Annotated in this window: 22 protein-coding genes, 1 tRNA gene and 5 pseudogenes; 15 read left to right on the top strand and 13 right to left on the bottom strand. The window is 69.5% G+C overall.

The window, feature by feature from the left end:
• Nucleotides 1-17: 17 nt before the first annotated feature.
• The 4 genes and pseudogenes from LRS14_RS30120 to LRS14_RS01190 form a co-directional block, all read right to left on the bottom strand.
• Nucleotides 18-311: pseudogene (locus LRS14_RS30120) on the bottom strand (carboxymuconolactone decarboxylase family protein); the annotation flags it as partial.
• Entirely contained in the window at nt 308-1,741 is a 1,434-nt protein-coding gene (locus LRS14_RS01200; RefSeq protein WP_257798287.1) for a lyase family protein, read from the bottom strand. The pseudogene LRS14_RS30120 and the gene LRS14_RS01200, both read right to left, overlap by 4 nt.
• 100 nt (nt 1,742-1,841) lie before the next feature.
• Entirely contained in the window at nt 1,842-2,588 is a 747-nt protein-coding gene (locus tag LRS14_RS01195; RefSeq protein ID WP_257798286.1) for a SapC family protein, read from the bottom strand.
• Nucleotides 2,585-3,891: pseudogene (locus LRS14_RS01190) on the bottom strand (hemolysin family protein). The gene LRS14_RS01195 and the pseudogene LRS14_RS01190 overlap by 4 nt, the downstream one beginning before the upstream one ends.
• Before the next feature lie 73 nt (nt 3,892-3,964).
• Between LRS14_RS01190 and LRS14_RS01185 the strand changes: the two are divergent.
• From LRS14_RS01185 to LRS14_RS01170, 4 genes are all read left to right on the top strand, one after another.
• The gene (locus tag LRS14_RS01185; RefSeq protein WP_257798285.1) at nt 3,965-4,786 is read left to right on the top strand and encodes a symmetrical bis(5'-nucleosyl)-tetraphosphatase; all 822 of its coding nucleotides are present in this window, start codon (nt 3,965-3,967) and stop codon (nt 4,784-4,786) included.
• 36 nt (nt 4,787-4,822) lie between these two features.
• Nucleotides 4,823-4,910: transfer RNA gene (locus tag LRS14_RS01180), tRNA-Ser, on the top strand.
• A 108-nt stretch (nt 4,911-5,018) separates the two neighbouring features.
• Nucleotides 5,019-5,456, top strand: coding sequence for a DUF2231 domain-containing protein (locus LRS14_RS01175; RefSeq protein WP_257798284.1), 438 nt, complete (start codon nt 5,019-5,021; stop codon nt 5,454-5,456).
• Entirely contained in the window at nt 5,453-6,898 is a 1,446-nt protein-coding gene (locus tag LRS14_RS01170; protein ID WP_257798283.1) for a sorbosone dehydrogenase family protein, read from the top strand. Before LRS14_RS01175 ends, LRS14_RS01170 begins: the two co-directional genes overlap by 4 nt.
• A gap of 479 nt (nt 6,899-7,377) precedes the next feature.
• Here LRS14_RS01170 and LRS14_RS01165 read toward each other — a convergent pair whose 3' ends face one another.
• The gene (locus tag LRS14_RS01165) at nt 7,378-7,887 is read right to left on the bottom strand and encodes a DUF421 domain-containing protein (RefSeq protein WP_257798282.1); all 510 of its coding nucleotides are present in this window, start codon (nt 7,885-7,887) and stop codon (nt 7,378-7,380) included.
• A 62-nt stretch (nt 7,888-7,949) separates the two neighbouring features.
• Between LRS14_RS01165 and LRS14_RS01160 the strand changes: the two genes are divergently transcribed.
• Nucleotides 7,950-8,786 (top strand): YihY/virulence factor BrkB family protein, encoded by an 837-nt coding sequence (locus LRS14_RS01160; protein ID WP_257798281.1) that lies wholly within the window; start codon nt 7,950-7,952, stop codon nt 8,784-8,786.
• Nucleotides 8,787-9,058: 272 nt separating this feature from the next.
• Entirely contained in the window at nt 9,059-9,190 is a 132-nt protein-coding gene (locus LRS14_RS01155) for a hypothetical protein (protein ID WP_257798280.1), read from the top strand.
• A 32-nt stretch (nt 9,191-9,222) separates the two neighbouring features.
• Here the strand turns inward: LRS14_RS01155 and LRS14_RS01150 are convergent, their stop codons facing one another.
• On the bottom strand, nt 9,223-9,672 hold the full coding sequence (locus LRS14_RS01150) for a DUF305 domain-containing protein (protein WP_257798279.1): 450 nt from the start codon (nt 9,670-9,672) through the stop codon (nt 9,223-9,225).
• Here LRS14_RS01150 and LRS14_RS01145 point away from each other — a divergent pair.
• The 6 genes and pseudogenes from LRS14_RS01145 to LRS14_RS01120 all read left to right on the top strand — a co-directional run bounded on the left by LRS14_RS01145 (nt 9,623) and on the right by LRS14_RS01120 (nt 14,753).
• Nucleotides 9,623-10,342: pseudogene (locus LRS14_RS01145) on the top strand (YSC84-related protein). The gene LRS14_RS01150 and the pseudogene LRS14_RS01145 overlap by 50 nt on opposite strands.
• A gap of 57 nt (nt 10,343-10,399) precedes the next feature.
• Complete coding sequence (locus LRS14_RS01140; protein WP_257798278.1) at nt 10,400-10,915, top strand: MarR family winged helix-turn-helix transcriptional regulator; 516 nt, start codon at nt 10,400-10,402, stop codon at nt 10,913-10,915.
• A 98-nt stretch (nt 10,916-11,013) separates the two neighbouring features.
• Nucleotides 11,014-11,475 (top strand): tripartite tricarboxylate transporter TctB family protein, encoded by a 462-nt coding sequence (locus LRS14_RS01135; protein WP_046115234.1) that lies wholly within the window; start codon nt 11,014-11,016, stop codon nt 11,473-11,475.
• A gap of 10 nt (nt 11,476-11,485) precedes the next feature.
• Nucleotides 11,486-12,991: a tripartite tricarboxylate transporter permease gene (locus tag LRS14_RS01130; protein ID WP_257798277.1), complete on the top strand. Its 1,506-nt coding sequence runs from the start codon at nt 11,486-11,488 to the stop codon at nt 12,989-12,991.
• A gap of 24 nt (nt 12,992-13,015) precedes the next feature.
• Nucleotides 13,016-13,426: a hypothetical protein gene (locus LRS14_RS01125; protein ID WP_046115236.1), complete on the top strand. Its 411-nt coding sequence runs from the start codon at nt 13,016-13,018 to the stop codon at nt 13,424-13,426.
• 16 nt (nt 13,427-13,442) lie between these two features.
• Nucleotides 13,443-14,753, top strand: a complete 1,311-nt coding sequence (locus LRS14_RS01120) for a DUF2254 domain-containing protein (RefSeq protein ID WP_083440848.1) — start codon at nt 13,443-13,445, stop codon at nt 14,751-14,753.
• Between the two features lie 162 nt (nt 14,754-14,915).
• Here the strand turns inward: LRS14_RS01120 and LRS14_RS01115 are convergent.
• Together LRS14_RS01115 and LRS14_RS01110 are read right to left on the bottom strand one after the other, a co-directional pair.
• Nucleotides 14,916-15,405: pseudogene (locus LRS14_RS01115) on the bottom strand (VOC family protein).
• A 46-nt stretch (nt 15,406-15,451) separates the two neighbouring features.
• Nucleotides 15,452-15,703: a hypothetical protein gene (locus LRS14_RS01110; protein ID WP_257798276.1), complete on the bottom strand. Its 252-nt coding sequence runs from the start codon at nt 15,701-15,703 to the stop codon at nt 15,452-15,454.
• A 225-nt stretch (nt 15,704-15,928) separates the two neighbouring features.
• Between LRS14_RS01110 and LRS14_RS01105 the strand changes: the two genes are divergently transcribed.
• The 3 genes from LRS14_RS01105 (at nt 15,929) to LRS14_RS30110 (ending at nt 17,059) form a co-directional block, all read left to right on the top strand.
• Nucleotides 15,929-16,258 carry a hypothetical protein gene (locus LRS14_RS01105; protein WP_157039722.1) on the top strand — a complete coding sequence of 110 codons (330 nt, stop codon included), beginning with the start codon at nt 15,929-15,931 and terminating at the stop codon, nt 16,256-16,258.
• A 130-nt stretch (nt 16,259-16,388) separates the two neighbouring features.
• A complete protein-coding gene (locus LRS14_RS30115; protein ID WP_310740782.1) occupies nt 16,389-16,706 on the top strand; it encodes a hypothetical protein in 318 nt (105 codons plus the stop codon).
• Entirely contained in the window at nt 16,649-17,059 is a 411-nt protein-coding gene (locus LRS14_RS30110; protein WP_310740781.1) for a hypothetical protein, read from the top strand. Before LRS14_RS30115 ends, LRS14_RS30110 begins: the two co-directional genes overlap by 58 nt.
• Nucleotides 17,060-17,079: 20 nt before the next feature.
• Here LRS14_RS30110 and LRS14_RS01095 read toward each other — a convergent pair whose 3' ends face one another.
• The 5 genes and pseudogenes from LRS14_RS01095 to LRS14_RS01075 all read right to left on the bottom strand — a co-directional run bounded on the left by LRS14_RS01095 (nt 17,080) and on the right by LRS14_RS01075 (nt 20,853).
• A complete protein-coding gene (locus LRS14_RS01095; RefSeq protein ID WP_257798275.1) occupies nt 17,080-18,078 on the bottom strand; it encodes a tripartite tricarboxylate transporter substrate binding protein in 999 nt (332 codons plus the stop codon).
• A 61-nt stretch (nt 18,079-18,139) separates the two neighbouring features.
• The gene (locus LRS14_RS01090) at nt 18,140-18,640 is read right to left on the bottom strand and encodes a hypothetical protein (RefSeq protein ID WP_257798274.1); all 501 of its coding nucleotides are present in this window, start codon (nt 18,638-18,640) and stop codon (nt 18,140-18,142) included.
• A 100-nt stretch (nt 18,641-18,740) separates the two neighbouring features.
• Nucleotides 18,741-19,031, bottom strand: a pseudogene (locus LRS14_RS01085) (isocitrate lyase/phosphoenolpyruvate mutase family protein); the annotation flags it as partial.
• On the bottom strand, nt 19,028-19,567 hold the full coding sequence (locus LRS14_RS01080; protein ID WP_257798273.1) for a 3-isopropylmalate dehydratase: 540 nt from the start codon (nt 19,565-19,567) through the stop codon (nt 19,028-19,030). The gene LRS14_RS01080 and the pseudogene LRS14_RS01085, both read right to left, overlap by 4 nt.
• On the bottom strand, nt 19,564-20,853 hold the full coding sequence (locus tag LRS14_RS01075) for an aconitase family protein (RefSeq protein ID WP_257798272.1): 1,290 nt from the start codon (nt 20,851-20,853) through the stop codon (nt 19,564-19,566). The genes LRS14_RS01080 and LRS14_RS01075 overlap by 4 nt, the downstream gene beginning before the upstream one ends.
• Nucleotides 20,854-20,887: the final 34 nt, after the last annotated feature.

Here is a 20,887-nt window from a genome sequence, read left to right as displayed (position 1 = left end):
ATGGCGCCCTGCATCAGCGTTTCCTTGATCGTCTCCAGCGGCACGCCGCCGCGGATGGCGGCGCCGCAGTGCAGCTCGAACTCCTCCCAGCGGGCCAGGCCCATGGTCATGCCCAGCACCAGCAGCCGGCGCGTGGTGTGGTCCAGGCCCGGGCGGCCCCAGATGTCGTTCCAGGCGAAGCGGGTGATCAGGTCCTGGAACTCGGCATTGAACGCGGTGGCGCCAGCAGTGGACTTGTCCACCCAGGCGTCGCCCAGCACCGCGCGGCGGTTCTTCAGGCCGCGGTCGAAATCATCCTGGCGAGCACTCATGCTTGTTCCTGCTGTGTAGGGTCGGTGGGGGATGCCGCATCGGCAAAGGGTCGGGCGGCCGCGAGCTGCGCGGCCAGCGGCTGCAGCCGGGCCAGCTGTTCCTGCGTGCGCCGGGCGGCCGGCTGCGCCGCGTGGTCGGGATCGAACAGGCGGTCGATCTCCGCGGCGGGCACTGCCTCGCGCAGCCGGGCATCGGCCTGTACGGCCTGCTGCACCAGCTCGCGCAGGTGGCGGCCCTCGGCCATCACCTGCTGCGAGAGCTGCTCCAGCAATCGTTGTGCCTCCGGCTTGCCGATGGCGCCGGCCAGCCGCGTGGTGCAGGCCTCGGCGCTCACCAGGCCCTGCAGCGCCTCGATGTGGCCCCGCATGCGCTGCGGATGCACCTGCAGGCCGGCGGCGGCTTCGGCCAGCGCATGCACCGCGCCATGCGCGCTGATGAACAGGCCCGCCCATTCGGCCAGCTCCGCCTGCCAGTTGCCCAGGCCGCGCTCATGCTCCTGCCCCATGGCGCCGAGCAAGGCGGCCACGCGGTGCGGCGTGCGCTGGGCGGCGGCCAGCGCCACCATGCTGGCCACCGGATTGCGCTTGTGCGGCAAGGCGGTGGAGCCGCCGCGGCCGGCGCCGGTGGGCTCGGCCAGCTCGCCGATCTCGCCCTGGCTCATCAGCGAAAGATCGCGCGCGAACTTGCCCAGCGCACCCACCAGCACGCCCAGCTCGCAGCCGAGCGCCACCCAGTCGTCGCGCTGGGTGTGCCAGGCGCCCTGCCACGGCGGCAGGCCCAGCTGGGTGGCCATGTGCTGCGCCACCGCGGGGCCGTGTTCGCCCAGCGTGGCCAGCGTGCCCACGGCGCCGCCGAACTGCAGCTGCAGCGCACGCGCGGCCTGCGCATGCAGCCGTTGCTGGCAGCGCACCAGCGGTGCGGCCCATTCCAGCACCTTGAAGCCGAAGCTCACCACCGAGGCCGGCTGCATCAACGTGCGGCCCATCACCGGGGTGCCCGCATGCTGCGCGGCCAGCGCCAGCAGCGCGGCATTCAGCGCAGAGAGGTCGTCGTCGATCAGCGCCAGCGCACGGCGGGTGAGCAGCACCATGCCGGTGTCGATCACGTCCTGGCTGGTGCCTCCCCAGTGCACCACCTGGGCGGCCTGGGCATCGAAGAGCGCCACCGTGTCGGTCAGGCGCTTGACCAGCGGGATGGCCAGGCTGCCGGCGCGGCCGCTGGCGGCCACCAGGGCCGGCACGTCGTACAGCTCGGCCCGGCACACGCCGGCGATCGCGGTCGCCGCGGCCTGCGGGATCAGGCCCACCGCGGCCTCGGCCCGTGCCAGCGCGGCCTCGAAGTCCATCATCGACTGGATGACCGACGCCTCGCCGAACACGGCCAGCATCTGCGGCGTGGACAAAAAGCCTTCGAAGGCGGAACCCGACATGCCTGCTGCTCCTGCGGCCGCCCCTGCGGCCCTTGTGCGCGGCCGATGCTAGCCTCCGCCGCGGCCGCGCCGTGCGCACAGCGCACAGGGCGCGCCGGGATCAGGCGTTGGCGGTGCGGCGGCCGCGGCGCTGGATCAGCCGCGTCATGTTGCCCAGCGAGAGCTGGTGCGCATTGATCAGGCCCAGGATGCCGCTGCGGTGCAGGTCCAGCACCTTGTCGTCGGGCAGCGCGGCGAACTTGGCTTCGTCGATGGCCAGGAAGCCGTCGACGGTGAGCTTGTTGCCGTCGGGCAGCGTGGCGTCGAAGCGCATGTCGCGCAGCAGCTCCAGCTCCACCAGCTTCTGGCCCACCAGCCGGGTGCGCTGCACCTCCAGCTCCAGCTTCTCCAGGAACTGCTGCATCTCCGTCAGGTAGACCGTGGGCTTGCCGTCGGCCTCGAACAGCGGCGTGCCCTCGGTCTCGGAGAAGCCGGGCCATTCGCGGGCGATGCACATGGCGTAGTTCTGCTCGTTGAGCTGCGCCATCGCGAAGGGATAGGCCCGCAGCACCGCGGGCACGTAGTCGGCCTGCCACCGGGTGCCGTCGGCGAACAGGTTCTCGTCCGGCGTGAGGCCGAACACGGCCACCGGCGCGATGTCGGGCTTCTGCGTCTGCGGGTCGGTGCCGGCGCGCACGAAGACGATGGGGTATTCCTTGCAGGCGTCCGCAAACTCCACCGCGGTGAGGAACATGGAGTTCAGCGCCGCGGTGTGCGAGACATCGGCGTAGTCCTGGCGCACGCGCAGCGTGCGGTGCTGGTCGCGGTCCAGCGCAACCGGGTTCTTGTGCAGGGCAGGATGGATCATTCTTCGGTCTCTTCTTCAGATGGGGGCAGGCGGCTCACCAGCACCTTGTCGACACGCTTGCCATCGAGGTCGACCACCTCGAACAGCCAGCCGTTCCACTCCACCTTGTCGGCGGTGCGGGGCAGCCGGCCCAGCAGCAGCATGATCATGCCAGCCAGCGTGTTGTAGCGGCCCCGGTCCTCCTCGGGCAGCTCCTTCAGGTGCAGGCGGTCCTTCAGCTCGGGCACGGGAATCAGGCCGTCCAGCAGCCAGGTGCCGTCGTCGCGCGGCACGGCCCAGGCGTCCTCGTCGGTGGGCGCGCCGAACTCGCCGGTGATGGCCTCCAGCACGTCGCGCACGGTGATCACGCCCTGCACCTCGCCGTATTCGTCCACCACGAACACCAGCTCCGCGCCCGAGGCGCGGAAGTGCTCCAGCAGTTCCATGCCCGACAGCGTCTCCGGCACGAAGACCGGCGGCGCCAGGTGCTCGGTGAGCGTGGCCGACTGGCCACGCGCCAGTGCCGGCAGCAGGCTCTGCGCCGACACCACGCCGATCACGTCCTGCATGCCGCCGCGGCACACCGGGTAGCGGGTGTGGCCGCCGCTGGCCATCTGCGCCAGCGTGTGCTCCATCGGCGCATTGACGTCCAGCCATTCGATCTCGTTGCGCGGGATCATCATCGAGCCCACCTGGCGGTCGTCCAGCCGGAACACGTTGCGCACCATCTGGTGCTCCTGGTGCTCGATGATGCCGGCGTCCAGGCCCTCTTCAAGCTGGCGGCGATCTCCTCCTCGGTCACGCTGCGGCTGGGCCCGGCCTTGATGCCCAGCAGCCGCAGCATGCCTTCGGTGCTGAAGGACAGCAGCGCCACGAAGGGCCGGGTGGCGATGGCCAGCCACAGCATCGGCCGCGACACCAGGCGCGCGATGCGCTCGGGGAACATCTGCCCCAGCCGCTTGGGCACCAGTTCGCCGAAGATGATGGTGGCAAAGGTGATCACCATCACCACCAGCGCGGTGGCGGTGATGCCGGCCACGCGCTCGGGCATGTCGAAGCGCTGCAGCATCCACTCCGCCAGCGGGCCGGCGAAGGCCGATTCACCCACGATGCCGTTGAGCACGCCAATGGAGGTGATGCCGATCTGCACCGTGGACAGGAAGCGCGTGGGATCGTCGTGCAGCACCATCGCCGTGCGGGCGCCGGGTTCGTTGCCCTCCACCATCACCTGCAGCCGGGCCTTGCGGCTGGAGGCCAGGGCCATCTCCGACATGGCGAACAGCCCGTTGATCAGGATGAGGCAGACGAGTAACGCGATGTCCATTCAAGAAAATGCCGCTGTGCGCAGACGCAGCGGCACCGGGTAGCAGGGCAGCCCAGCGTAGCAGAATCACCCCATGCACTACCTCATCGGCGACCTGCAAGGCTGCTGCGACGCGCTCGAGCAGCTGCTCGACGAGATCGCCTTCTCCCCCTCGCGCGACCACCTCACGGTGCTGGGCGACATCGTCAACCGCGGGCCCCGATCGCTGGACACGCTGCGCCGGCTGCATGCGCTGGGCAGTTCGGCCGAGGCGCTGCTGGGCAACCACGACCTGCACCTGCTGGCGGTGGCGCACGGCATCCGGCCGCTGCACCGCAGCGACACGCTGGGCGACATCCTGGCCGACCCGAAGCGCGCGCAATGGATCGAGTGGCTGCGCCAGCGCCCTCTCGCGCTGATGGACAGCGGTTGGCTGTGCGTGCATGCCGGCGTGGTACCGCAGTGGGACGCCGCCACCACGCTGGCGCTGGCCGGCGAGGTGGAAGCCATGCTGCGCGGCCCCGACCTGGCCGCCTTCCTGGCGGCGATGTACGGCAACGAGCCGCGCCGCTGGCACGAGGACCTGGCCGGCCACGACCGGCTGCGCTTCGTGGTGAACGTGCTCACGCGCATCCGTTTCTGCACCGACGATGGCACGCTGGACTTCAAGACCAAGGACGGCGCCGGCGCCGCCCCGGACGGCCACCATCCCTGGTTCGACGTGCCCGGCCGCGCCACGGCCGGCGTGAAGGTGGCCTTCGGCCACTGGTCCACCCTGGGCTTCACCCAGCGCCCGGATCTGCTGTGCCTGGATTCGGGCTGCGTCTGGGGCGGCGCCCTCACCGCGATGCGGGTGGACGGCGGGCGGCATGAAGTGCATCAGGTGCAGTGCGCGCAGGCGGCCGTGCCGGGGTGATGCCCGCTTGAGCGAGAATGCCGCCAGGGCGACCAAGGAAGCGTGGCAGAGTGGTCGATTGCACCGGTCTTGAAAACCGGCGGCTCGCAAGGGCCCGTGAGTTCGAATCTCACCGCTTCCGCCAAGGGTGTCCGCGCTGACGCGCCACCCGCCGGGCCGCGACGAACGCCACGCGCACGCCGTGCTTTGCAACCTGGCGCAGCATGAGGCACGCGCATTGCCCCAGGGTTGCATGACCACCGCAACCTTCGATACAAGCGCGGCCGTACACCGGCCCCTGCATCCGCTCCATGTGCTGCTGCTGGCCGGCAGCGTGCCCATGTTCCTCGGCGTGCTGATGAGCGACATCGCCTATGCCAACAGCGACCAGGTGCAGTGGAAGAACTTCGCTTCCTGGCTGAACGCGGGCGCATTGCTGCTCAGCGGCCTGGCGCTGCTCTGGTCGGTGCTGTCGATGGTCAGCGCCCATCGCAGGCGGCGCCGCCCGGTGCTGGCCGGCGCGCTGCTGCTGGCGGGCTGGATCATCGGCTTCGTCAATTCGCTGGTGCATGCCAAGGACGCCGGCGCTACCTTGCCAGAGGGCCTGGTGCTCGCGGTGATCGTCTTCGCCCTGGTGGCGGTGGCCAGCTGGCTCAGTCTCAGCTTCGAGCGAAGCGGGGTGCGCGCATGACCCCCGTCAAGCGCGGCGTCGCGGCGCTCCTTCCGCTCGTGTTCCTGGCTGCCTGCTCCGGCAGTGCGGAGCCGCCGGTGTATGGCGCCGAGCCCAGGCTGCCCGAGCCGCAGCGCGGCCTGCTGCCCTCGATGAAGATTGCCGAGCCGGCCCTGTGGGGAGATCGCCGCCCGCAGGTGCCCGAGGGATACACCATCACGGCCATCGCCACCGACCTGCAGATCCCGCGGCAGACGCTGGTGCTGCCCAATGGCGACATCCTGGTGGCCGAAGGACGGGGGGGTGGCGCCCCCGCGCTGACACCGAAGGACATGATTGCCGGCGTCATCAAGGCCCGCGGCACGACGTCGGTCAAAGGCGGCAACCGCCTGACGCTGCTGCGTGATGCGGATGGCGATGGCGTCTATGAATCGCGGACGGTCTTCGCCAAGGACCTGAACGCACCTTACGGGCTGGCGCTGGTGGGCAACCGGCTCTTCGTGGCCAACCAGGACGCACTCGTCCGCTTCGACTACCAGCCCGGACAGTTCACGGCCGGCGGCCCGCCGGTCAAGGTGGCCGACCTGCCGTCGGCCATCAACCACCACTGGACCAAGGCGCTGACCGCCAGCGCCGACGGGCGCTTCCTGTACGTGGGCATCGGCTCCAACAGCAACATCACCGAGCGCGGCATGCCGGCCGAGGTGGACAGGGCGATGGTCTGGCAGATCGACGCGGAGACCGGCGCCCATCGCCCTTATGCCACCGGCCTGCGCAACCCCACGGCGCTGACCGTCCAGCCTGGATCGGGCCAGCTGTGGGTGGCGGTCAACGAGCGCGACGAGATCGGGCCCAACCTGGTGCCGGACTACGTGACGTCGGTGAAGGAGAACGGGTTCTACGGCTGGCCGTACAGCTACTGGGGCCAGAACGTCGATACCCGGGTCCGACCGCAGGATCCGGCCAAGGTGGCCGCGGCGATCCGGCCCGACTACGGCCTGGGCTCCCACGTGGCCACGCTGGGCCTCGCCTTCTCGACGCCCGCCATGGGCCAGCAGTTTGCGCAAGGCTTGTTCGTGGGCGAGCACGGCAGCTGGAACCGCGATCCGCCCAGCGGCTACCGCGTGATCTTCATTCCCTTCCGGGATGGCCGCCCGGCCGGCGATCCGGTGGATGTGGTCACCGGGTTCTTCGGGGACGACGGCAAGACGCGCGGCCGCCCCGTGGGCGTGACGGTGGACCCCCGCGGCGCGCTGCTGGTGGCGGACGACCTTTCGAATACGTTGTGGCGCATGACGCCGTCGAGGCAGCCCTCGGCAGATGCCGCTTCCAACGCGGCGCCTGTGGCCTCCGGGGTGGCTTCCGCTGCTTCCGCTGCTTCCGCTGCTTCCGCCGCTCCTGCAGCCTCCGCCGCGGCCGCCACTGACGAGGCAGCATCGGCCGGACAGGGCAGCAACCGCTGAGCCGGAGGCGGCCTTCATCACTGCTGCGCCGCACGAAGGCTGGGCAGGCCGGGATGGCTTGCAGCACGCGCGGAGCCGTTGCGATGCCAGCCAGCACCGGGGGTGCTTGGGGACGCCGACGGGCCTCTCTCCAGCAACCCGTCGTTCGCGACCAAGCGCAGCTCAAGATTCCCAAGGCGGACCGTGCGGTGTTCGGTGTGCGGGCCGCGGCACGGCACCGAGCCGCTGCGCCATTGCAGTGGCCACAGTTCGACGCCGTTGCATTCAGCCAGCGACCGATCCATGTCATCAATCACGGGTCGTCCATCTGGCGATGATCATGTACGGGTAAAAGCTGAGCTCGCGCCTCAGCTGCTCTGTCCATCGCGGCCGATGCTGCCCCGCGGATCGGCGGGGCACCCGGCTGAACTTCGTGCACCGCGTAAGAGCCTGGGGTCGGACACATTTGCCGCAATATGGTTGCGACAGATGCACGTTGGTCACGAGTCCACAGGGGCAGCGCATCGATGGGGCCAGCCCCCCTCGCCTCCGAGGATCATGCTCAGGCTTCCATCGGTTTCCATCACCACGCCGGCCGCGTCGCACACCCGGCCTATTCGTTGCGTGCGCAGCGCCGCATGGACCTCGTCTTCCGTCACACGCTCATGCTTCATCGCCGCGGGCAGCAAGCGACCCTGGTGAACCAGCAGCCTGGGCTCAGACTTCACCGGCTGCGAGAGCCGGGCCGAGCGCACGGACAGCCCGGTGATGAGCCACTGCAGACCCACCAGCAGTACCAGCGCCGTCATGCCCTCGGCCAGCGCCACGTCCTTGGACATCACGCTGGTGGCCAGGGTGGAGCTCAGGGCCACGGTGATGATGAGGTCGAACGCATTGAGCTTGGACAGCGTGCGCTTGCCCGAGCCGCGCAGCAGCAGCACGAGGAATACATAGGCGGCGCCACCCGCGATGACGGTGCGCAGCAGGCCGTGCCATTTGTCGAAGAACATGCGCCGAAGCTGCAAGCACGGTGCCGTGCAACCCGGCAGGCACGCCGATGGACATGAGAACCTTGCGCGGTGCCGCGTCCGTCGGCTTCATGCGCTCGCTGTGGGCCAAGGTACGCCATGACGACGTGCTCAACGGCGCCGCCGCGTTGGCGTTCTACATGACGCTAGCCATCCTCCCGGCCATGATCGTGGTGATGGCCGTGATCCCCTACCTGCCGATCGAGCAGGTGGACCAGGCCCTGATGCAGCTGCTGCGCCAGGCGTTGCCGGGCCATGCGGCCGACCTCTTCTCCGATGTGGTGCAGGAGATCACCACCGAACAGCGCGGCGGCTTGTTGTCGGCCGGACTGGCCGGCTCGCTATGGATCACGTCCACCGGCATGTATGCGGTGATGCGGCAGCTCAACCGCACCTATGGCGTGCGCGAGAGCCGGGGCTTTCTGCGCGGTCGGCTCACCGCGCTGGGGCTGAGCCTGCTGTTCGGGGTGCTGGTGATCGGCGGATTCTCGCTGATCGTGCTGGGCGACCGACTGCAGGACTGGCTGGTGGTCCGGCTGGGCGGGGCATGGGCAATGGGCTGGCTGTTTCTTGCCTTCCGCTGGGTCGTGATCCTGGCAGGCCTGCTGCTGGCCTTTGCCTTGGTCGAACACCTTGCGCCCAACCGCCGCCAGCGTTTCCAACTGCTGACCGCAGGCAGCATCACCGGAGTGGCGCTGCTGGTGTGTGCGTCGGTGGGCTTTGCCTGGTACACGAAGTACTTCGGCAGCTACGGCGCCACGTACGGCAGCATCGGCGCAGTCATCCTGCTGATGCTGTGGCTCTTCGCGGCCGGCTTGGCCATCTTGCTGTCGGCCGAGGTGAACCAACAGCTTCGGCAGCGGGCGTCAGGCAAGTCCTAGGTCCATGCGGACCGCAGTCTGGAACCGGCATCCATACGCCTTCTCCCACGCGGGGATATTCAACACTTCGTATGGAGCTTGGCATGAAGATCCATCAACCCATCCAACGCATTGCGGGTGGTGGCATGGCCGTTGCTGGCCGCCACTCTGGCCATGCCGGCAAGGTGCCTCGCAGGGCTACCGCGCCGTGCGGGCCAGCAAGCACATTGGCCAGATCATCGACCTGCTGGTCGACATGAACACGGCGACCTCTGGACGTCAGCCGCGAGACCATGCGCAACGTGCGCGGCTTCGACGAAAGCCGCATTGACGCTCTCGGCGGCCGCAACTGGGTGAGCGAGAGGCGGCGCAACCTGCAGAACTCGCCCGTGGCGTCGTCTCCGGCCGACCGGGGCACGCGGTGATGGCGCAGCACCGGGGCCAGTGCATGCGGGCGTCAGCGGCGGAGCTGCAGCTCGTCGATCAGCGCCTGCATCTCGGCAATCTCACGCCGCTGGGTTTCGATGATGCCGATGGCCAGCTTGCGCACCCGCGGGTCTTCCAGGTGCGCGCGCTCGCTGGTGAGGATGGCGATGGAGTGGTGCGGAATCATCGCCTTCATCCACGACACCTGGTCCACCGTGGCTTGGCTGCGGACCAGCCACAAGCTGGCCGCGGCCAGCAGCACGCTGCTGACCAGGATGGCCGCATTGACGCTGCGATGCGGGTACATGCCCCACATGAACGCCAGCATCACGATGGCCATCGTGGCCCCCATCAGCAGGGCCATGAAGAACCGCGTCTCGCTGAAATACACATGCGCCAGCGCATAGGTGTTGAGGTACATAAGCACCAGCATGACGACGGTGGACGTGACGATCATTGCTGCGAAGCGGGAGTACTTCATGGTGGCTCCAGGCGGTGGTATGCGCCTGCCCGGCTGCAAACCGCATTCCCAACCGGGGCAGGCCTCGTTGAGTCCCATTCGTGGCCAGGCATCGCGCGCCAATGCCACCGAGGTGGCGGCCGGGCGGCTGGCCATGGATCGTCCCACCGATCCGGCAGTCAAGCGCTTCGCCAAGCGCATGGTGGACGAGCATGCGCGGGTGGGCCGCGAGCTGTCGGAGGTGGTGCAGGTGGTGCAGCGCATGAAGGCCGACCCCGGGCTGACCGCGCTGCTCGGCACCGCCAAGGGCGTGTTCATCCTGCCGGACTACGGACGTGGTGCTCTGATCCTGGGCGCGCAGGCCGGCGCGTCCGCCGGGTCGATGGCATTGCTGCTCATGAGCGACCGCGCGGTCGAACGCTTCCGCTCGGACCGCAACTTCTCGCTCAGCGCCGATGCCGGTCTGTCCATCGGTCCGTACTCCCAGCGCACTTAGGCCTCGGCCGGCAAGGTGCAGGACGTGGTGGTGTGGTCGGGCACCCAGGGCGCGTACGCCGGCGTGTCGGTGGGCGTCACCGACGTGATGCTGGACCGCGACGCCAACCGTGCCTACCATGGCCGCGACGTGTCGGTGGCCCGCATCCTCGACGGCTCGGTGGAAAACCCTCAGAACAACGTGCTGGACCTGTGACCAGTGGCGGCCTGCGCCGGCACCAGGTGCCCGCAGGCTACCCCTATCATCGTCCGCATGGCAACACGCAAGATCGGCCCGCGGCCGGCTGCCCCGGCGCAGGGCAGCACACAAGACGATCCCGCGGGACAGGTGCTGCGACAGTTCCGGCAGGTGTTCGGTGCGGTCCGCAGCCACTTCGCGCAGGTCGAGAAGAAGGTGGGTCTGGGCGGGGCGCAGCTGTGGGCCCTGAATCATGTGCGCGACCGCCCCGGCATCGGCGTGGGCGACCTGGCCCGGGCGCTGGACATCCACCAGTCCACCGCGAGCAACCTTGTCAAGGGCTTGATCGAGCGTGAGCTAATTGCCGCCAACCGCGGCGGCAGCGACCGCCGCGCGGTGCAGCTGGAGCTGCTACCGGCCGGCGCAAAACTGCTGCGCAAGGCGCCTGGGCCATTCTCCGGCGTGCTGCCGGACGCGCTACGGCGCATGGATCCGGCCAGCCTGCGCCGACTCAGCAAGGACCTGGACCGCCTGCTGCAGGAACTGTCCACCGACGACCGCAGCAGCCGTCGCCCACTGAGCGAACTCTAGGCCCCGACAAGTTCCCTGTGAAAGTACGTATTGGCCGGCAAGGCCATGGCAAATACATTTGCGCAAATGTACTGTCGGCTGCGGCCTAGGGAATCCCCATGCAGATCAAGTTGACGAAGGACCTGCTGGCCGGCGTGATGTTCACGGTGGCCGGAATCTGTTTTGCCGTGGGTGCCGCTTCGTACTCGTTTGGATCGGCGGCCAGGCCTGGACCAGGTTACTTCCCGTTCGGGCTGGGCATCCTGCTCGCCCTGATGGGCGCGGTAATCCTGGTGCGCGGGCTGGCCACCCGGCAGGCGCCGGAGCAGCAGTTCGGCCGCCTGTCCAGGCGGCCGCTGCCCATCGTGGTGCTGGCCATCCTGTCGTTCGCCCTGACGCTGCCCACGCTGGGCATGGTGCTGGCGCTGCCCATCCTCATCGCCATCATCAGCGCCGCGGGCGACCAGTTCTCGTGGCGCGATGTGGCCATCGGCAGCGTAGTGCTGACGCTGGGCTCGTGGCTCGTGTTCATCAAGGGCCTGGCGCTGACGCTGCCGGTGTGGCCCTCTTTCATCGGCTGAAGGAGGCCCCATGGACATGCTCGACAACCTCGCGCTGGGGCTGCAGACCGCCCTGACGATGCAGAACCTGCTGTATGCCTTCGTCGGCTGTCTGCTGGGCACCCTGATCGGCGTGCTGCCCGGGCTGGGCTCGGTGACCACCATCGCGATGCTGCTGCCATCCATCTATGCGCTGGACGCCACGCCCGCGCTGGTAATGCTGGCCGGCATCTACTACGGCTCGCAGTACGGCGGTTCCACCACGGCCATCCTGATCAACGTGCCGGGTGAATCGGCTTCCGTGGTGACCGCGCTCGACGGCTACCAGATGGCGCGCCAAGGCAGGGCGGGCGCGGCGCTGGCCACCGCCGGCCTGGGCTCATTCTTTGCGGGAACAGTGGCCACGCTGGTGATCGCGGCCTTCGCGCCGCCGCTGACCGAACTGGCCTTCAAGTTCGGCCCGGCGGAGTACTTCGCGCTGATGGTGCTGGGCCTGGTGGGCGCGGTGGTGCTGGCCTCGGGCTCGCTGCTCAAGGCCATCGCGATGATCCTGTTGGGGCTGTTGATCGGGCAGATCAACACCGACGTGATCTCGGGCGTGCCGCGCTACAGCTTCGACATCCCCGAGCTCACCGACGGCGTGAACGTGGTGGCGCTGGCCATGGGCCTGTTCGGCTTCGCGGAGATCGTGGCCAACCTCAGCCGGCCGGCCGAGCAGCGCGAGGTCTTTACCAAGGAGGTGAAGGGACTGTGGTTGACGAAGGAGGACTTCAAGCTGGCCGCGCCCGCGGTGCTGCGCGGCACCGCGCTGGGCTCGCTGCTGGGCGTGCTGCCGGGCGGCGGCTCGCTGCTGTCGTCGTTCGCCTCCTATACGCTGGAGAAGAAGATCTCCAACACGCCCGAGCGCTTCGGCAAGGGCGCCATCCAGGGCGTGGCCGGGCCCGAGAGTGCCAACAACGCCGGCGCGCAGACCTCCTTCATCCCGATGCTGACGCTGGGCATTCCGCCCAACGCGGTGATGGCGCTGATGGTGGGCGCGATGACCATCAAGGGCATCCAGCCCGGCCCGCAAGTGATGACCAGCAACCCCGACCTGTTCTGGGGCCTGATCGCGTCGATGTGGATCGGCAACCTGATGCTGGTGATCCTCAACCTGCCGCTGATCGGCATCTGGATCCGGCTGCTGACGGTGCCCTACCGCTTCCTGTTCCCGGCCATCGGCGTGTTCTGCTGCATCGGCGTTTACTCGGTCAACAACAACACCTTCGACGTGTACATGGTGGCGCTGTTCGCGGTGCTGGGTTATGTGTTCTACCTGCTGCAGTGCGAGCCCGCGCCGTTGCTGCTGGGCTTCATCCTGGGGCCGATGATGGAGGAGAACTTGCGCCGCGCGCTGCTGCTGTCGCGCGGCGACTGGGGCACGTTCGCCGAGCGTCCGCTGTCTGCGGGCCTGCTGATTGCCGCGGCCATCCTGGTGGCGCTGGTCGCGTTGCCCGCCGTCCGGGGCAAGCGCGAAGTCGCGTTCCAGGAAGCTTGACCACACACCTAAAGGGGTGCACTCATGAAGATCAAGCACGTGTCGGCAGGACTCGCCCTGCTGGTTTGTGGGGTTGCCATGGCGCAGGCGCCTTCGGTTCAGGTACTGCCGGCCGAGCGGCCCGCAGTGCCACCGTCGGCGGCGGCTGGGAACGGCTGCTGGGTTACCTTCTTCGATGGCACGGAGTACCGTGGCGAGCAACTGGTTTTGCTTGGACCGGTCGGCTTGAAGGACATGGACCGCACCGGGAAGCCTTGGCGTGATTGGGACAGCGTGATGGTGGGCACAACGGCACGCGTAGGCACCTTCACGCAAGAGGGCTATTGGGAACGCGCGTCGTTGCTGGAGCCGGGCGAACAGATAAGCGACCTTCGGGGCGCCACGGGCCGCTTCAAGGACATCGAGTCGATCTGGGTGGACTGCGTCGACCGCTGATCCGCTGAGCTTCCGGATGAACCGATTGCGCACTGTGTGGCTGTCGGTGCTCGGCAGCCTGTGGTTCATTCCCGCCGTGATGGTGTGCGGCAGCATCGCACTGGCGCTGCTGCTCATCGAGTCGCAAGCACTGGCCGGCTCCCATCTCGCTGAAGATTGGCCGCGCCTGTTCGGTGCCGGTGCGGAAGGCGCGCGCGGCATGCTCAGCGCCATCGCCACCTCGATGATCACGGTGGCCGGTGTGGTGTTCTCCATCACCATCGTGTCGCTGTCGCTGGCGGCCAGCCAGTACTCGCCGCGGGTGCTGCGCAACTTCATGTCGGACCGGCCGACGCAGGTGGTACTGGGCGCCTTCGTGTCGGTGTTCAGCTACTGCCTGATCGTGCTGCGCACGATCCGCGGCAGCGACGAGGGCGACTTCGTGCCTTCGCTGGCGGTGCTGGGCGGCGTGATGCTGGCGCTGTTTGCGGTGGCACTGCTCATCTACTTCATCCACCATGTGGCGTCGGCCATCCAGGTCTCTTCCATCGTCGGTCGCATCAGCAAGGAGACGGAGGCCGCGATCGATCGCCTGTTCCCGGCCGACGTGGGTGAGCCCACCCGCGGTGATGACACCGCCGCGGCGCCTGCACTGCCGTCCGGCCCTTGCCAGACCGTGCGCGCACCTGCGAGCGGCTATCTGGTGTCGATCGACGGCGATGCGCTGCTGGCCGCCGCCACGCGGTGTGATGCGGTCATCCAGGTGGTGCCGGCCGTCGGCGAGTTCGTGCTGCGTGAGGAGCCGCTGTGCCAGGTGTTCGGTGGCGCGCCGCCCGATGCCGACATGCTGTGCGGCTGCTTCACGCTGCAGCCCGAACGCACCGTGCACCAGGACGTGGCTCATGGCCTCCAGCAACTGGTGGACGTGGCGCTGAAGGCACTGTCGCCCAGCGTGCACGATCCCAGCACCGCGATCGCCTGCATCCACCGGCTGGGCCACCTCATGGCGCTGCTGGCATCGCGGCCCATGCCGGAGCCGGCACGGCGGGTGGAGGGCCGGCTGCGCCTGGTGCTTCCGGCACCGGCATTCGGCGCCTTGCTGGAAGGCGCCTTCAGTCCGCTGCTGCGCCACATGGGGTCGCATGCCGAGGTGTATGCCGAGCTTGCCCGCATGCAGGCGCGCATCGGCCTGTTCGCGCGTGATGCGCGGCGGCGGGACGCGCTGCGGCGGCAGCTCGACGCGGTGCGCACGGCAGCGCGTGGCGCCGAGCTGCCTGCGCACGCACATGCCAGGCTGCAGGCCGACATCGACGCGGCCTCGCACGGGCTGCAGTTGCCGAGCGGCTGACCGGCACGCAGCCCTGGCGGCCCGGCTCGCCGACGGGCGGGACCCAACACGTCTTCAGTGGGTAGTCGAATGGTTTGGCGGCATGGACTCCGACAACCGATCCCGGGCCGAGGACAAGAGCCTGGTACGGCTGACGAAGCCCGGCGCCCTTTCCTTTCGTGGCTACAGCCCCTGCCGCGCCGCCTCGATGCGGGCGATGTCGATCTTGCGCATGGTCATCATCGCGTCGAACACCCGCTTGCGTACCGCGGGGTCGGGATCGGCCATGCCGTCGTTCAGCTGGCGCGGCGTGATCTGCCAGGAAAAGCCCCAGCGGTCCTTGCACCAGCCGCATTCGCTTTCCTGCCCACCGTGGCCCACGATCGCGTTCCAGTAGCGGTCGGTCTCTTCCTGGTCCTCGGTCTCCACCATGAAGGAGACGGCTTCGTTGGGCCGGAAGACCGGGCCGCCGTTCAGGCCCAGGTAGTGGCTGCCCATCAGGGTGAACTCCACCGTCAGCTCGGCGCCCGCCTGTCCGCCGCCGGGGGAAGTCGCCCGGTGCCACCATCGCGCGGCCGATGTGGCTGTCGGGGAAGGTGCGGGTGTAGAACTCGGCGGCCTGCCGCGCCTGGCCGTGGTCGAACCACAGGGTGGTGATCAGTCTGGTCGCCATGTCGGCTCTCCCCACGATGGTCTGGTCGCCAAGGACCGCGTGCGCGTCAGCGCGTCAATGGCAGGTTGTACCGGGACTGCAGGCCTTCGATGGCCGCGGTCAGGGCTTGCACGCAGGTGGCGGTGGCGGCGGAGTCGCCGCTGCCGCGCACGCCGGCCAGGGTCCAGTTGCAGCCGGAGGCATCGGGCTCCTGCGGCTCCACGCCGGAGAAGTGCACGCCGGCACAGGCCTCGTGGCGGGCGGCTTCCTCGCGGATGAGCTCGCGCAGGTCTTCAGCGGAAATGACGGTACGGCCCATGGTGCGCTCCTGGTTCGGCGATGCCGCCACTGTGGCCCGCCGCCCGGCCGCTGCGCGTCGGAGAGCGCCGCATCCGAAGGCAGGCGATGTTCCACGCCCTGGCGGGCAGCCGGCCTGCGGGTGAGTCCTCACGCGCGCCGGTCGTGTCGGTGGCACGATGCCTGCGAGAGGATGACGACCATGATCGTGCGCTTTCCTTCCTCCACCGCCCCGCCGGACCGGTGCATGCCCGCCGCTGACGCGCAGGCGCTGCAGCCCGCCCCGCGCAGCTGGATGTGCGATGCCTGCGAGCAACTGCTGCGCTCGCCGCCCGCCGAGGGCCACACCGGCCTGCGGCCCACCGGCGCGCGCAAGCAGCCGGGCGGCCTGTCCAGCGGCGTGATGTTCCAGTACCGCTGCAGTGCCTGCCGCTTCGTCTGGATGCGGGTGGCCGATTCCGCCTCGGGCGATGTCTCGTGGGTGGGGGGATATGCGGTGGGCGATGCGCCCCGGCGCGGACCGGCGCCGCCCGGCGCCCTGCCCCGCCTGCCCGACCCGGGCGTGGCGCCACCGTGACACCGCCCGCCTCCCCGGCCATGCGCCGCCCCGCAGCGCAAGGCGCCGCGCGGAAGGGTTGTCCCTCAGACCATGCGGTGCGCAGGCGGTGCGTAATCGGCACCGCATGCAGACCCATGGAGGAGATGTCTTGAGCCTGAACCGCGCACTGTCCCTGGCCGCCCTGGCCGCCCTCACCGCCTGCGCCACCGGCCCGTCCAGCGGACCGATGACGTTCTTCGTCACCAGCGTCGGCAGCGGCAAGGGAGCCGACCTCGGCGGCCTCGCCGGCGCCGACGCGCATTGCCAGAAGCTGGCCGGCGCCGCCGGCGCCGGCAGCCGCACCTGGCGCGCCTACCTCAGCACGCCCGGGCAGTTCCCGGGGGCGGCAATCCCACCGGCGTGCCGTCGGTGCATGCGCGCGACCGCATCGGCAAGGGCCCCTGGCACAACGCCAAGGGCGAGCTGATCGCCCGCGACCTGGCGCACCTGCACAACGGCAACCACCTGAGCAAGGCCACCGCGCTGGACGAGCGCGGCAACGTGGTCAAGGGCCGCGGCGACAACCCCAACGAGCACGACATGCTCACCGGCTCGCGCGCCGACGGCACCGCCTTCGCGCCGCAGACCGACACCACCTGCAAGGCCTGGACGAGCAGCACCGACGGCTCGGCCATCGTCGGCCACCACGACCGCATCGGCCCGCTGCCCGAGAACTGGGCCACCAGCTGGAACTTCTCGCACCAGACCGCCGGCTGCAGCACGGAGGCGCTGATCCGCACCGGCGGCGTGGGCCGGTTCTACTGCTTCGCGGCGGACTGAGGCGGCCGCGGCGGCAGGCCTCAGTCCAGCTGCAGGCCCAGGTCCTTCGCCGCCTTGGACAGCACCGTCACCTCCCGCTGCAGCACCTCGTTGAAGGCGGCGGCGGTGTTGCCCGTCAGCGGGGCCACGCCGCCGATCTCGTTCAGCCGCTTGCGGAACTCGGGCTCGGTGACGATCTGAGCCACCTTCTGGTTGATCAGCTGCACCGCGGCCGGCGGCGTCTTCGCGGGCGCCACCAGGCCGAACCACACGTCGAAGTCGACCCCGCCGGGGTAGCCCTGCTCGGTCACCGTGGGCACGTCGGGCCACAGCTCGGAGCGGCTGGCGCGCAGCTGGCCCAGCGCCTTGAGCTTGCCCGACTGGATGAAGCCGCGCGCATCGGCCGTGCCCAGCAGGCCCCACTTCACCTCGCCCGACATCAGCGCCTGCACCAGCGGCGCACCGCCCTTGTAGGGCACGTGGGTGTAGTGGCCGTCCGCATGGGCATTGAGCATCTCGGAGGCCAGGTGCGACAGCCCGCCCGCGCCGGCCGAGCCGTAGGGCAGCCCGCCCTTGCCGGCCGACTTGCCGGCCGTCACCAGGTCGCCCACGGTCTTGAAGGACGAATCCGCCGGCACCACCAGCACCAGCGGCGCCAGCGACACCCGGGCCACCGGCACGAAATCGGCCGCGGTGAAGCCGGCCTTGCTGAAGGTCACCGGATTGATGGACAGCATGCCGGTCAGGCTCATGGCCAGCGTGTGGCCGTCGGCCGGGCTCTGCAGCAGCGAGACCATGCCCAGGTTGCCGCTGGCACCGGGCTTGTTCTCCACCACCACGTTCTGCTTCAGCTCCTCCTGCAACCGCGGCGCCAGCAGCCGGGCCGCCACGTCGGTGGCGCCGCCCGGCGGATAGGGCACGATGATGCGCAGCGGCTTGCTGGGGAAGGCGGCCTGGGCCCGCACCGCGGCAGGCAGCGCGGCCAGCAGGGCGGAGCCGATGAGGCCGGCGGCGACGGCGCGGCGGCGGATGACGTGCATGGAGTCTCCTCGGGGCTTGCGGAAGGGATGGCGGGCGGCCGGCGGGCGCGCCGCACCGCGGTCAGGCGGCGGTCTCTGCGGGCCGCTCGTACACCGCCTGGCGCTGCTCCAGCACATGCCAGCCGATGGTGTGCTTGAAGTCGGCCATCGTGGTGCGGCCGCAGGGCAGCTCGCCCATCGGCACGCCGCGCTGCGCGGACAGCGCCGCCAGGTTGGCCTGCATCGCATGCACCACGCTCAGCAGCGTGACGATGGGATAGGTGGCGAAGGCCGCCACCGATTCGATCTGCGCCCGGTCCAGCCTGGCCATCCAGGTGCCTTCCATCAGCTGCAGCGACAGCGGCCGGCCGCACACCTCGCGCAGCCGCACCAGGTCCTCGTAACGGCTGAAGGTGCGTGAGATGGGCTGGATCAGGTCGGCCCCGGCTTCGGCCAGCAGCGCGGCGCGGTCCAGCGCTTCCTGGGGGTCGGCCACGTCGGTGCGGGCGACGATCAGCAGGTCGGGGTCCTGCCGCGCATCCACCGCGGCACGCACCCGCGCCACCGCATCGACGACGGGCACCACCAGCGACTGGGCGGCCGCCGCGGGGGCAGCGCTTGGGGCTGACCTGGTCTTCGATGGACAGCGCGGCCACGCCGGCCTTCTCGAACGCACGCACGGTGCGGCCGACGTTCAGCACGTTGCCATAGCCGGTGTCGGCGTCGGCGAAGATGGGCTTGCGCACCACGTTGGCCATGTGGTCCACCACCTGCACGTTCTCGCTCAGCGTGTAGAGCTCCATGTCGGGCTGGCCCAGCAGCGAGGCCGAGATGCCGAAGCCGGTGGAGAACACGCCGTCGAAGCCGGACTGGTCGACCAGCAGGGCCGACAGCGCATCCTGCGCGCCGGCAAACCAGAAGGTGGGGCCGCCCTGCACGCGGCGGCGAAGTTCCTGGCGGTTGGTCAGGCTCATGCGATGTCTCCTGTTCGGGCTTGCGCGCGGGCCAGCCGCGCCTTGAGGTAGGGAATCAGGCCGCCGGCTTCCAGCGTGCCCTGCTCGGCCGCGCCCAGCGGCTGCAGCGGCAGCGAGCGGCCCTGGGCGGGCAGCCGCACCTGTTGCGCGGCCCAGTCCACTTCCAGCAGGTCGCCACGTTGCGCCATGCCCAGGATGCCGGGGCAGGTGACCAGCGGGAACCCCATGCTGATCTCGCCGCGGAAGAAGCCGGGCGAGAACGACTCGGCCACCACGCCGGCAATGCCCAGGTGGCGCATCGCCCGCATCGCCGGATAGTGCGGATGGCCGTAGCCGAAGTTGCGGCCGCCCACCAGCAGGTCGCCGCGCTGCACCGTGGCGGCGAAGCCGGGCGCCTGGTCGGCCAGCACCAGGCCGGCCAGTTCGTTCAGGTCGGTGATCTTGATGTTGCGCACGCCCACGATGAGGTCGATGTCGTAGTCGTCGTCGGCAAACACCCAGGCCACGCGGCCGCGCAGGTTGGGCAGGACTGTCATGCGGTGGCCTCCAGGTAGGGCCGCGGGTCGGCGATGCAGCCTTCCACCGCGGAAGCGGCCACCACCGCGGCATTGCACAGGTAGATCTCGGAATCCACGCTGCCCATGCGGCCCGGCGTGTTGAGCGTGCCGGTGGACACCGCGCGCTGGCCATCGGCCATGGTGGCGATGCGGCCGTAGCAGTAGTCGCAGGTGGGCGAGCTGATGAACGCACCCGCTTCCACCAGCGTCTCGATCAGCCCTTCCCTGGCGGCCTGCGCCATGATGGCCTGCGAGGTGGGCACCACGTGCAGCTGGAAGCCGGGCTTCACCTGCCGGCCGCGCAGCACCTCCGCCGCGATGCGCAGGTCTTCCAGCCGGCCGCTGGCGCAGGAGCCGAGGTAGCCCGAATGCACCGCCAGCCCCAGGTGGGCCGACAGGTCGCGGGTGTTGGCCGGGCTGGGCGGCACCACCACGATGGGCTGCAGCGCCGACACGTCGATGCTGACCACCTGCTCGTAGACCGCATCCTCGTCCGGCTGCACCGGCGGCACCTGCAGCCGCTGGCGGCCCTGCAGCCAGTCCATCGTGCGGGCATCGGGCGCCACCAGCATGGTGGTGGCGCCAAGGAACATCGCCTGGCCGCAAATCGTCTGGCGGCCTTCCATGCTCATCGCGTCGATCACCGGGCCGCACAGCTCCACCGCCTTGAAGGCGCAGGACGAAGGACCCATCACCCGCACCAGGTGGTGGAACACGTCGCGTGCCATCACGCCGGGCTGCAAGCTGCCGGTGAGCACGATCTTCACCGTGGGCGGCACGCGCAGCGCGATGGTCTCGGACACATAGGCCTCCAGCACGCCCTTGCGCGCGCCGAAGGCATAGGCACCGAAGGCACCCAGCTGGCTCACATGGCCGTCGAAGTGCACGATGAAGGCGCCCGGCGTGGCATAGCCCAGCTCGGCCGACACCTGGTGGCCGATGCCCTTGCGCTCATGCACCGGCACGCCCTGCGCCGCGCCCCAGGCACGGGTGCCGCGGTGCAGTTCCTCTTCCTTGGGCGCGGCCGCGGGAATCATGTGGTCGATGAACAGGACGTAGCGCTCGGGCGTGGCCACCTGCTGCACGCCGAACTCCTCCCGCGCTTCCTTGAAGAACACGTCGGTGTAGCCGGGGAAGTCGTAGCTGATGACGAAATCGGGCCGGGCCTCGATCTCGTCGCCGGGCTGCACCGAGGCCCGGCCACTGCAGCGGGCGAGGATCTTCTCGGTCATGGTCTGCGGCACGCGCGTGGGGTTGGTTGTCACGTTGTGGAAACTCCTGCGGTGGGCCTGTCCTACC

The sequence above is a fragment of the Aquincola sp. J276 genome, from assembly GCF_024700035.1.
Lineage (GTDB): Bacteria > Pseudomonadota > Gammaproteobacteria > Burkholderiales > Burkholderiaceae_C > Aquincola > Aquincola tertiaricarbonis.
Note: the sequence above shows the minus strand (reverse complement) of the source record. Positions and strands in the feature narration are given on the sequence as shown.

What these genes read in the sequence shown, in the direction of transcription:
- LRS14_RS01140 (WP_257798278.1), top strand. Translation starts at nt 10,400, where the DNA reads ATGGCAACACGCAAGATCGGCCCGCGGCCGGCTGCCCCGGCGCAGGGC.
- LRS14_RS01130 (WP_257798277.1), top strand. Translation starts at nt 11,486, where the DNA reads ATGGACATGCTCGACAACCTCGCGCTGGGGCTGCAGACCGCCCTGACG.
- LRS14_RS01105 (WP_157039722.1), top strand. Translation starts at nt 15,929, where the DNA reads ATGCCCGCCGCTGACGCGCAGGCGCTGCAGCCCGCCCCGCGCAGCTGG.
- LRS14_RS01165 (WP_257798282.1), bottom strand. Translation starts at nt 7,887, where the DNA reads ATGTTCTTCGACAAATGGCACGGCCTGCTGCGCACCGTCATCGCGGGT.
- LRS14_RS01150 (WP_257798279.1), bottom strand. Translation starts at nt 9,672, where the DNA reads ATGAAGTACTCCCGCTTCGCAGCAATGATCGTCACGTCCACCGTCGTC.
- LRS14_RS01080 (WP_257798273.1), bottom strand. Translation starts at nt 19,567, where the DNA reads ATGACAGTCCTGCCCAACCTGCGCGGCCGCGTGGCCTGGGTGTTTGCC.
- LRS14_RS01175 (WP_257798284.1), top strand. Translation starts at nt 5,019, where the DNA reads ATGACCACCGCAACCTTCGATACAAGCGCGGCCGTACACCGGCCCCTG.
- LRS14_RS01135 (WP_046115234.1), top strand. Translation starts at nt 11,014, where the DNA reads ATGCAGATCAAGTTGACGAAGGACCTGCTGGCCGGCGTGATGTTCACG.
- LRS14_RS01155 (WP_257798280.1), top strand. Translation starts at nt 9,059, where the DNA reads ATGCGCAACGTGCGCGGCTTCGACGAAAGCCGCATTGACGCTCTCGGC.
- LRS14_RS01195 (WP_257798286.1), bottom strand. Translation starts at nt 2,588, where the DNA reads ATGATCCATCCTGCCCTGCACAAGAACCCGGTTGCGCTGGACCGCGAC.
- LRS14_RS01125 (WP_046115236.1), top strand. Translation starts at nt 13,016, where the DNA reads ATGAAGATCAAGCACGTGTCGGCAGGACTCGCCCTGCTGGTTTGTGGG.
- LRS14_RS01110 (WP_257798276.1), bottom strand. Translation starts at nt 15,703, where the DNA reads ATGGGCCGTACCGTCATTTCCGCTGAAGACCTGCGCGAGCTCATCCGC.
- LRS14_RS01200 (WP_257798287.1), bottom strand. Translation starts at nt 1,741, where the DNA reads ATGTCGGGTTCCGCCTTCGAAGGCTTTTTGTCCACGCCGCAGATGCTG.
- LRS14_RS01095 (WP_257798275.1), bottom strand. Translation starts at nt 18,078, where the DNA reads ATGCACGTCATCCGCCGCCGCGCCGTCGCCGCCGGCCTCATCGGCTCC.
- LRS14_RS01170 (WP_257798283.1), top strand. Translation starts at nt 5,453, where the DNA reads ATGACCCCCGTCAAGCGCGGCGTCGCGGCGCTCCTTCCGCTCGTGTTC.
- LRS14_RS01185 (WP_257798285.1), top strand. Translation starts at nt 3,965, where the DNA reads ATGCACTACCTCATCGGCGACCTGCAAGGCTGCTGCGACGCGCTCGAG.
- LRS14_RS01120 (WP_083440848.1), top strand. Translation starts at nt 13,443, where the DNA reads ATGAACCGATTGCGCACTGTGTGGCTGTCGGTGCTCGGCAGCCTGTGG.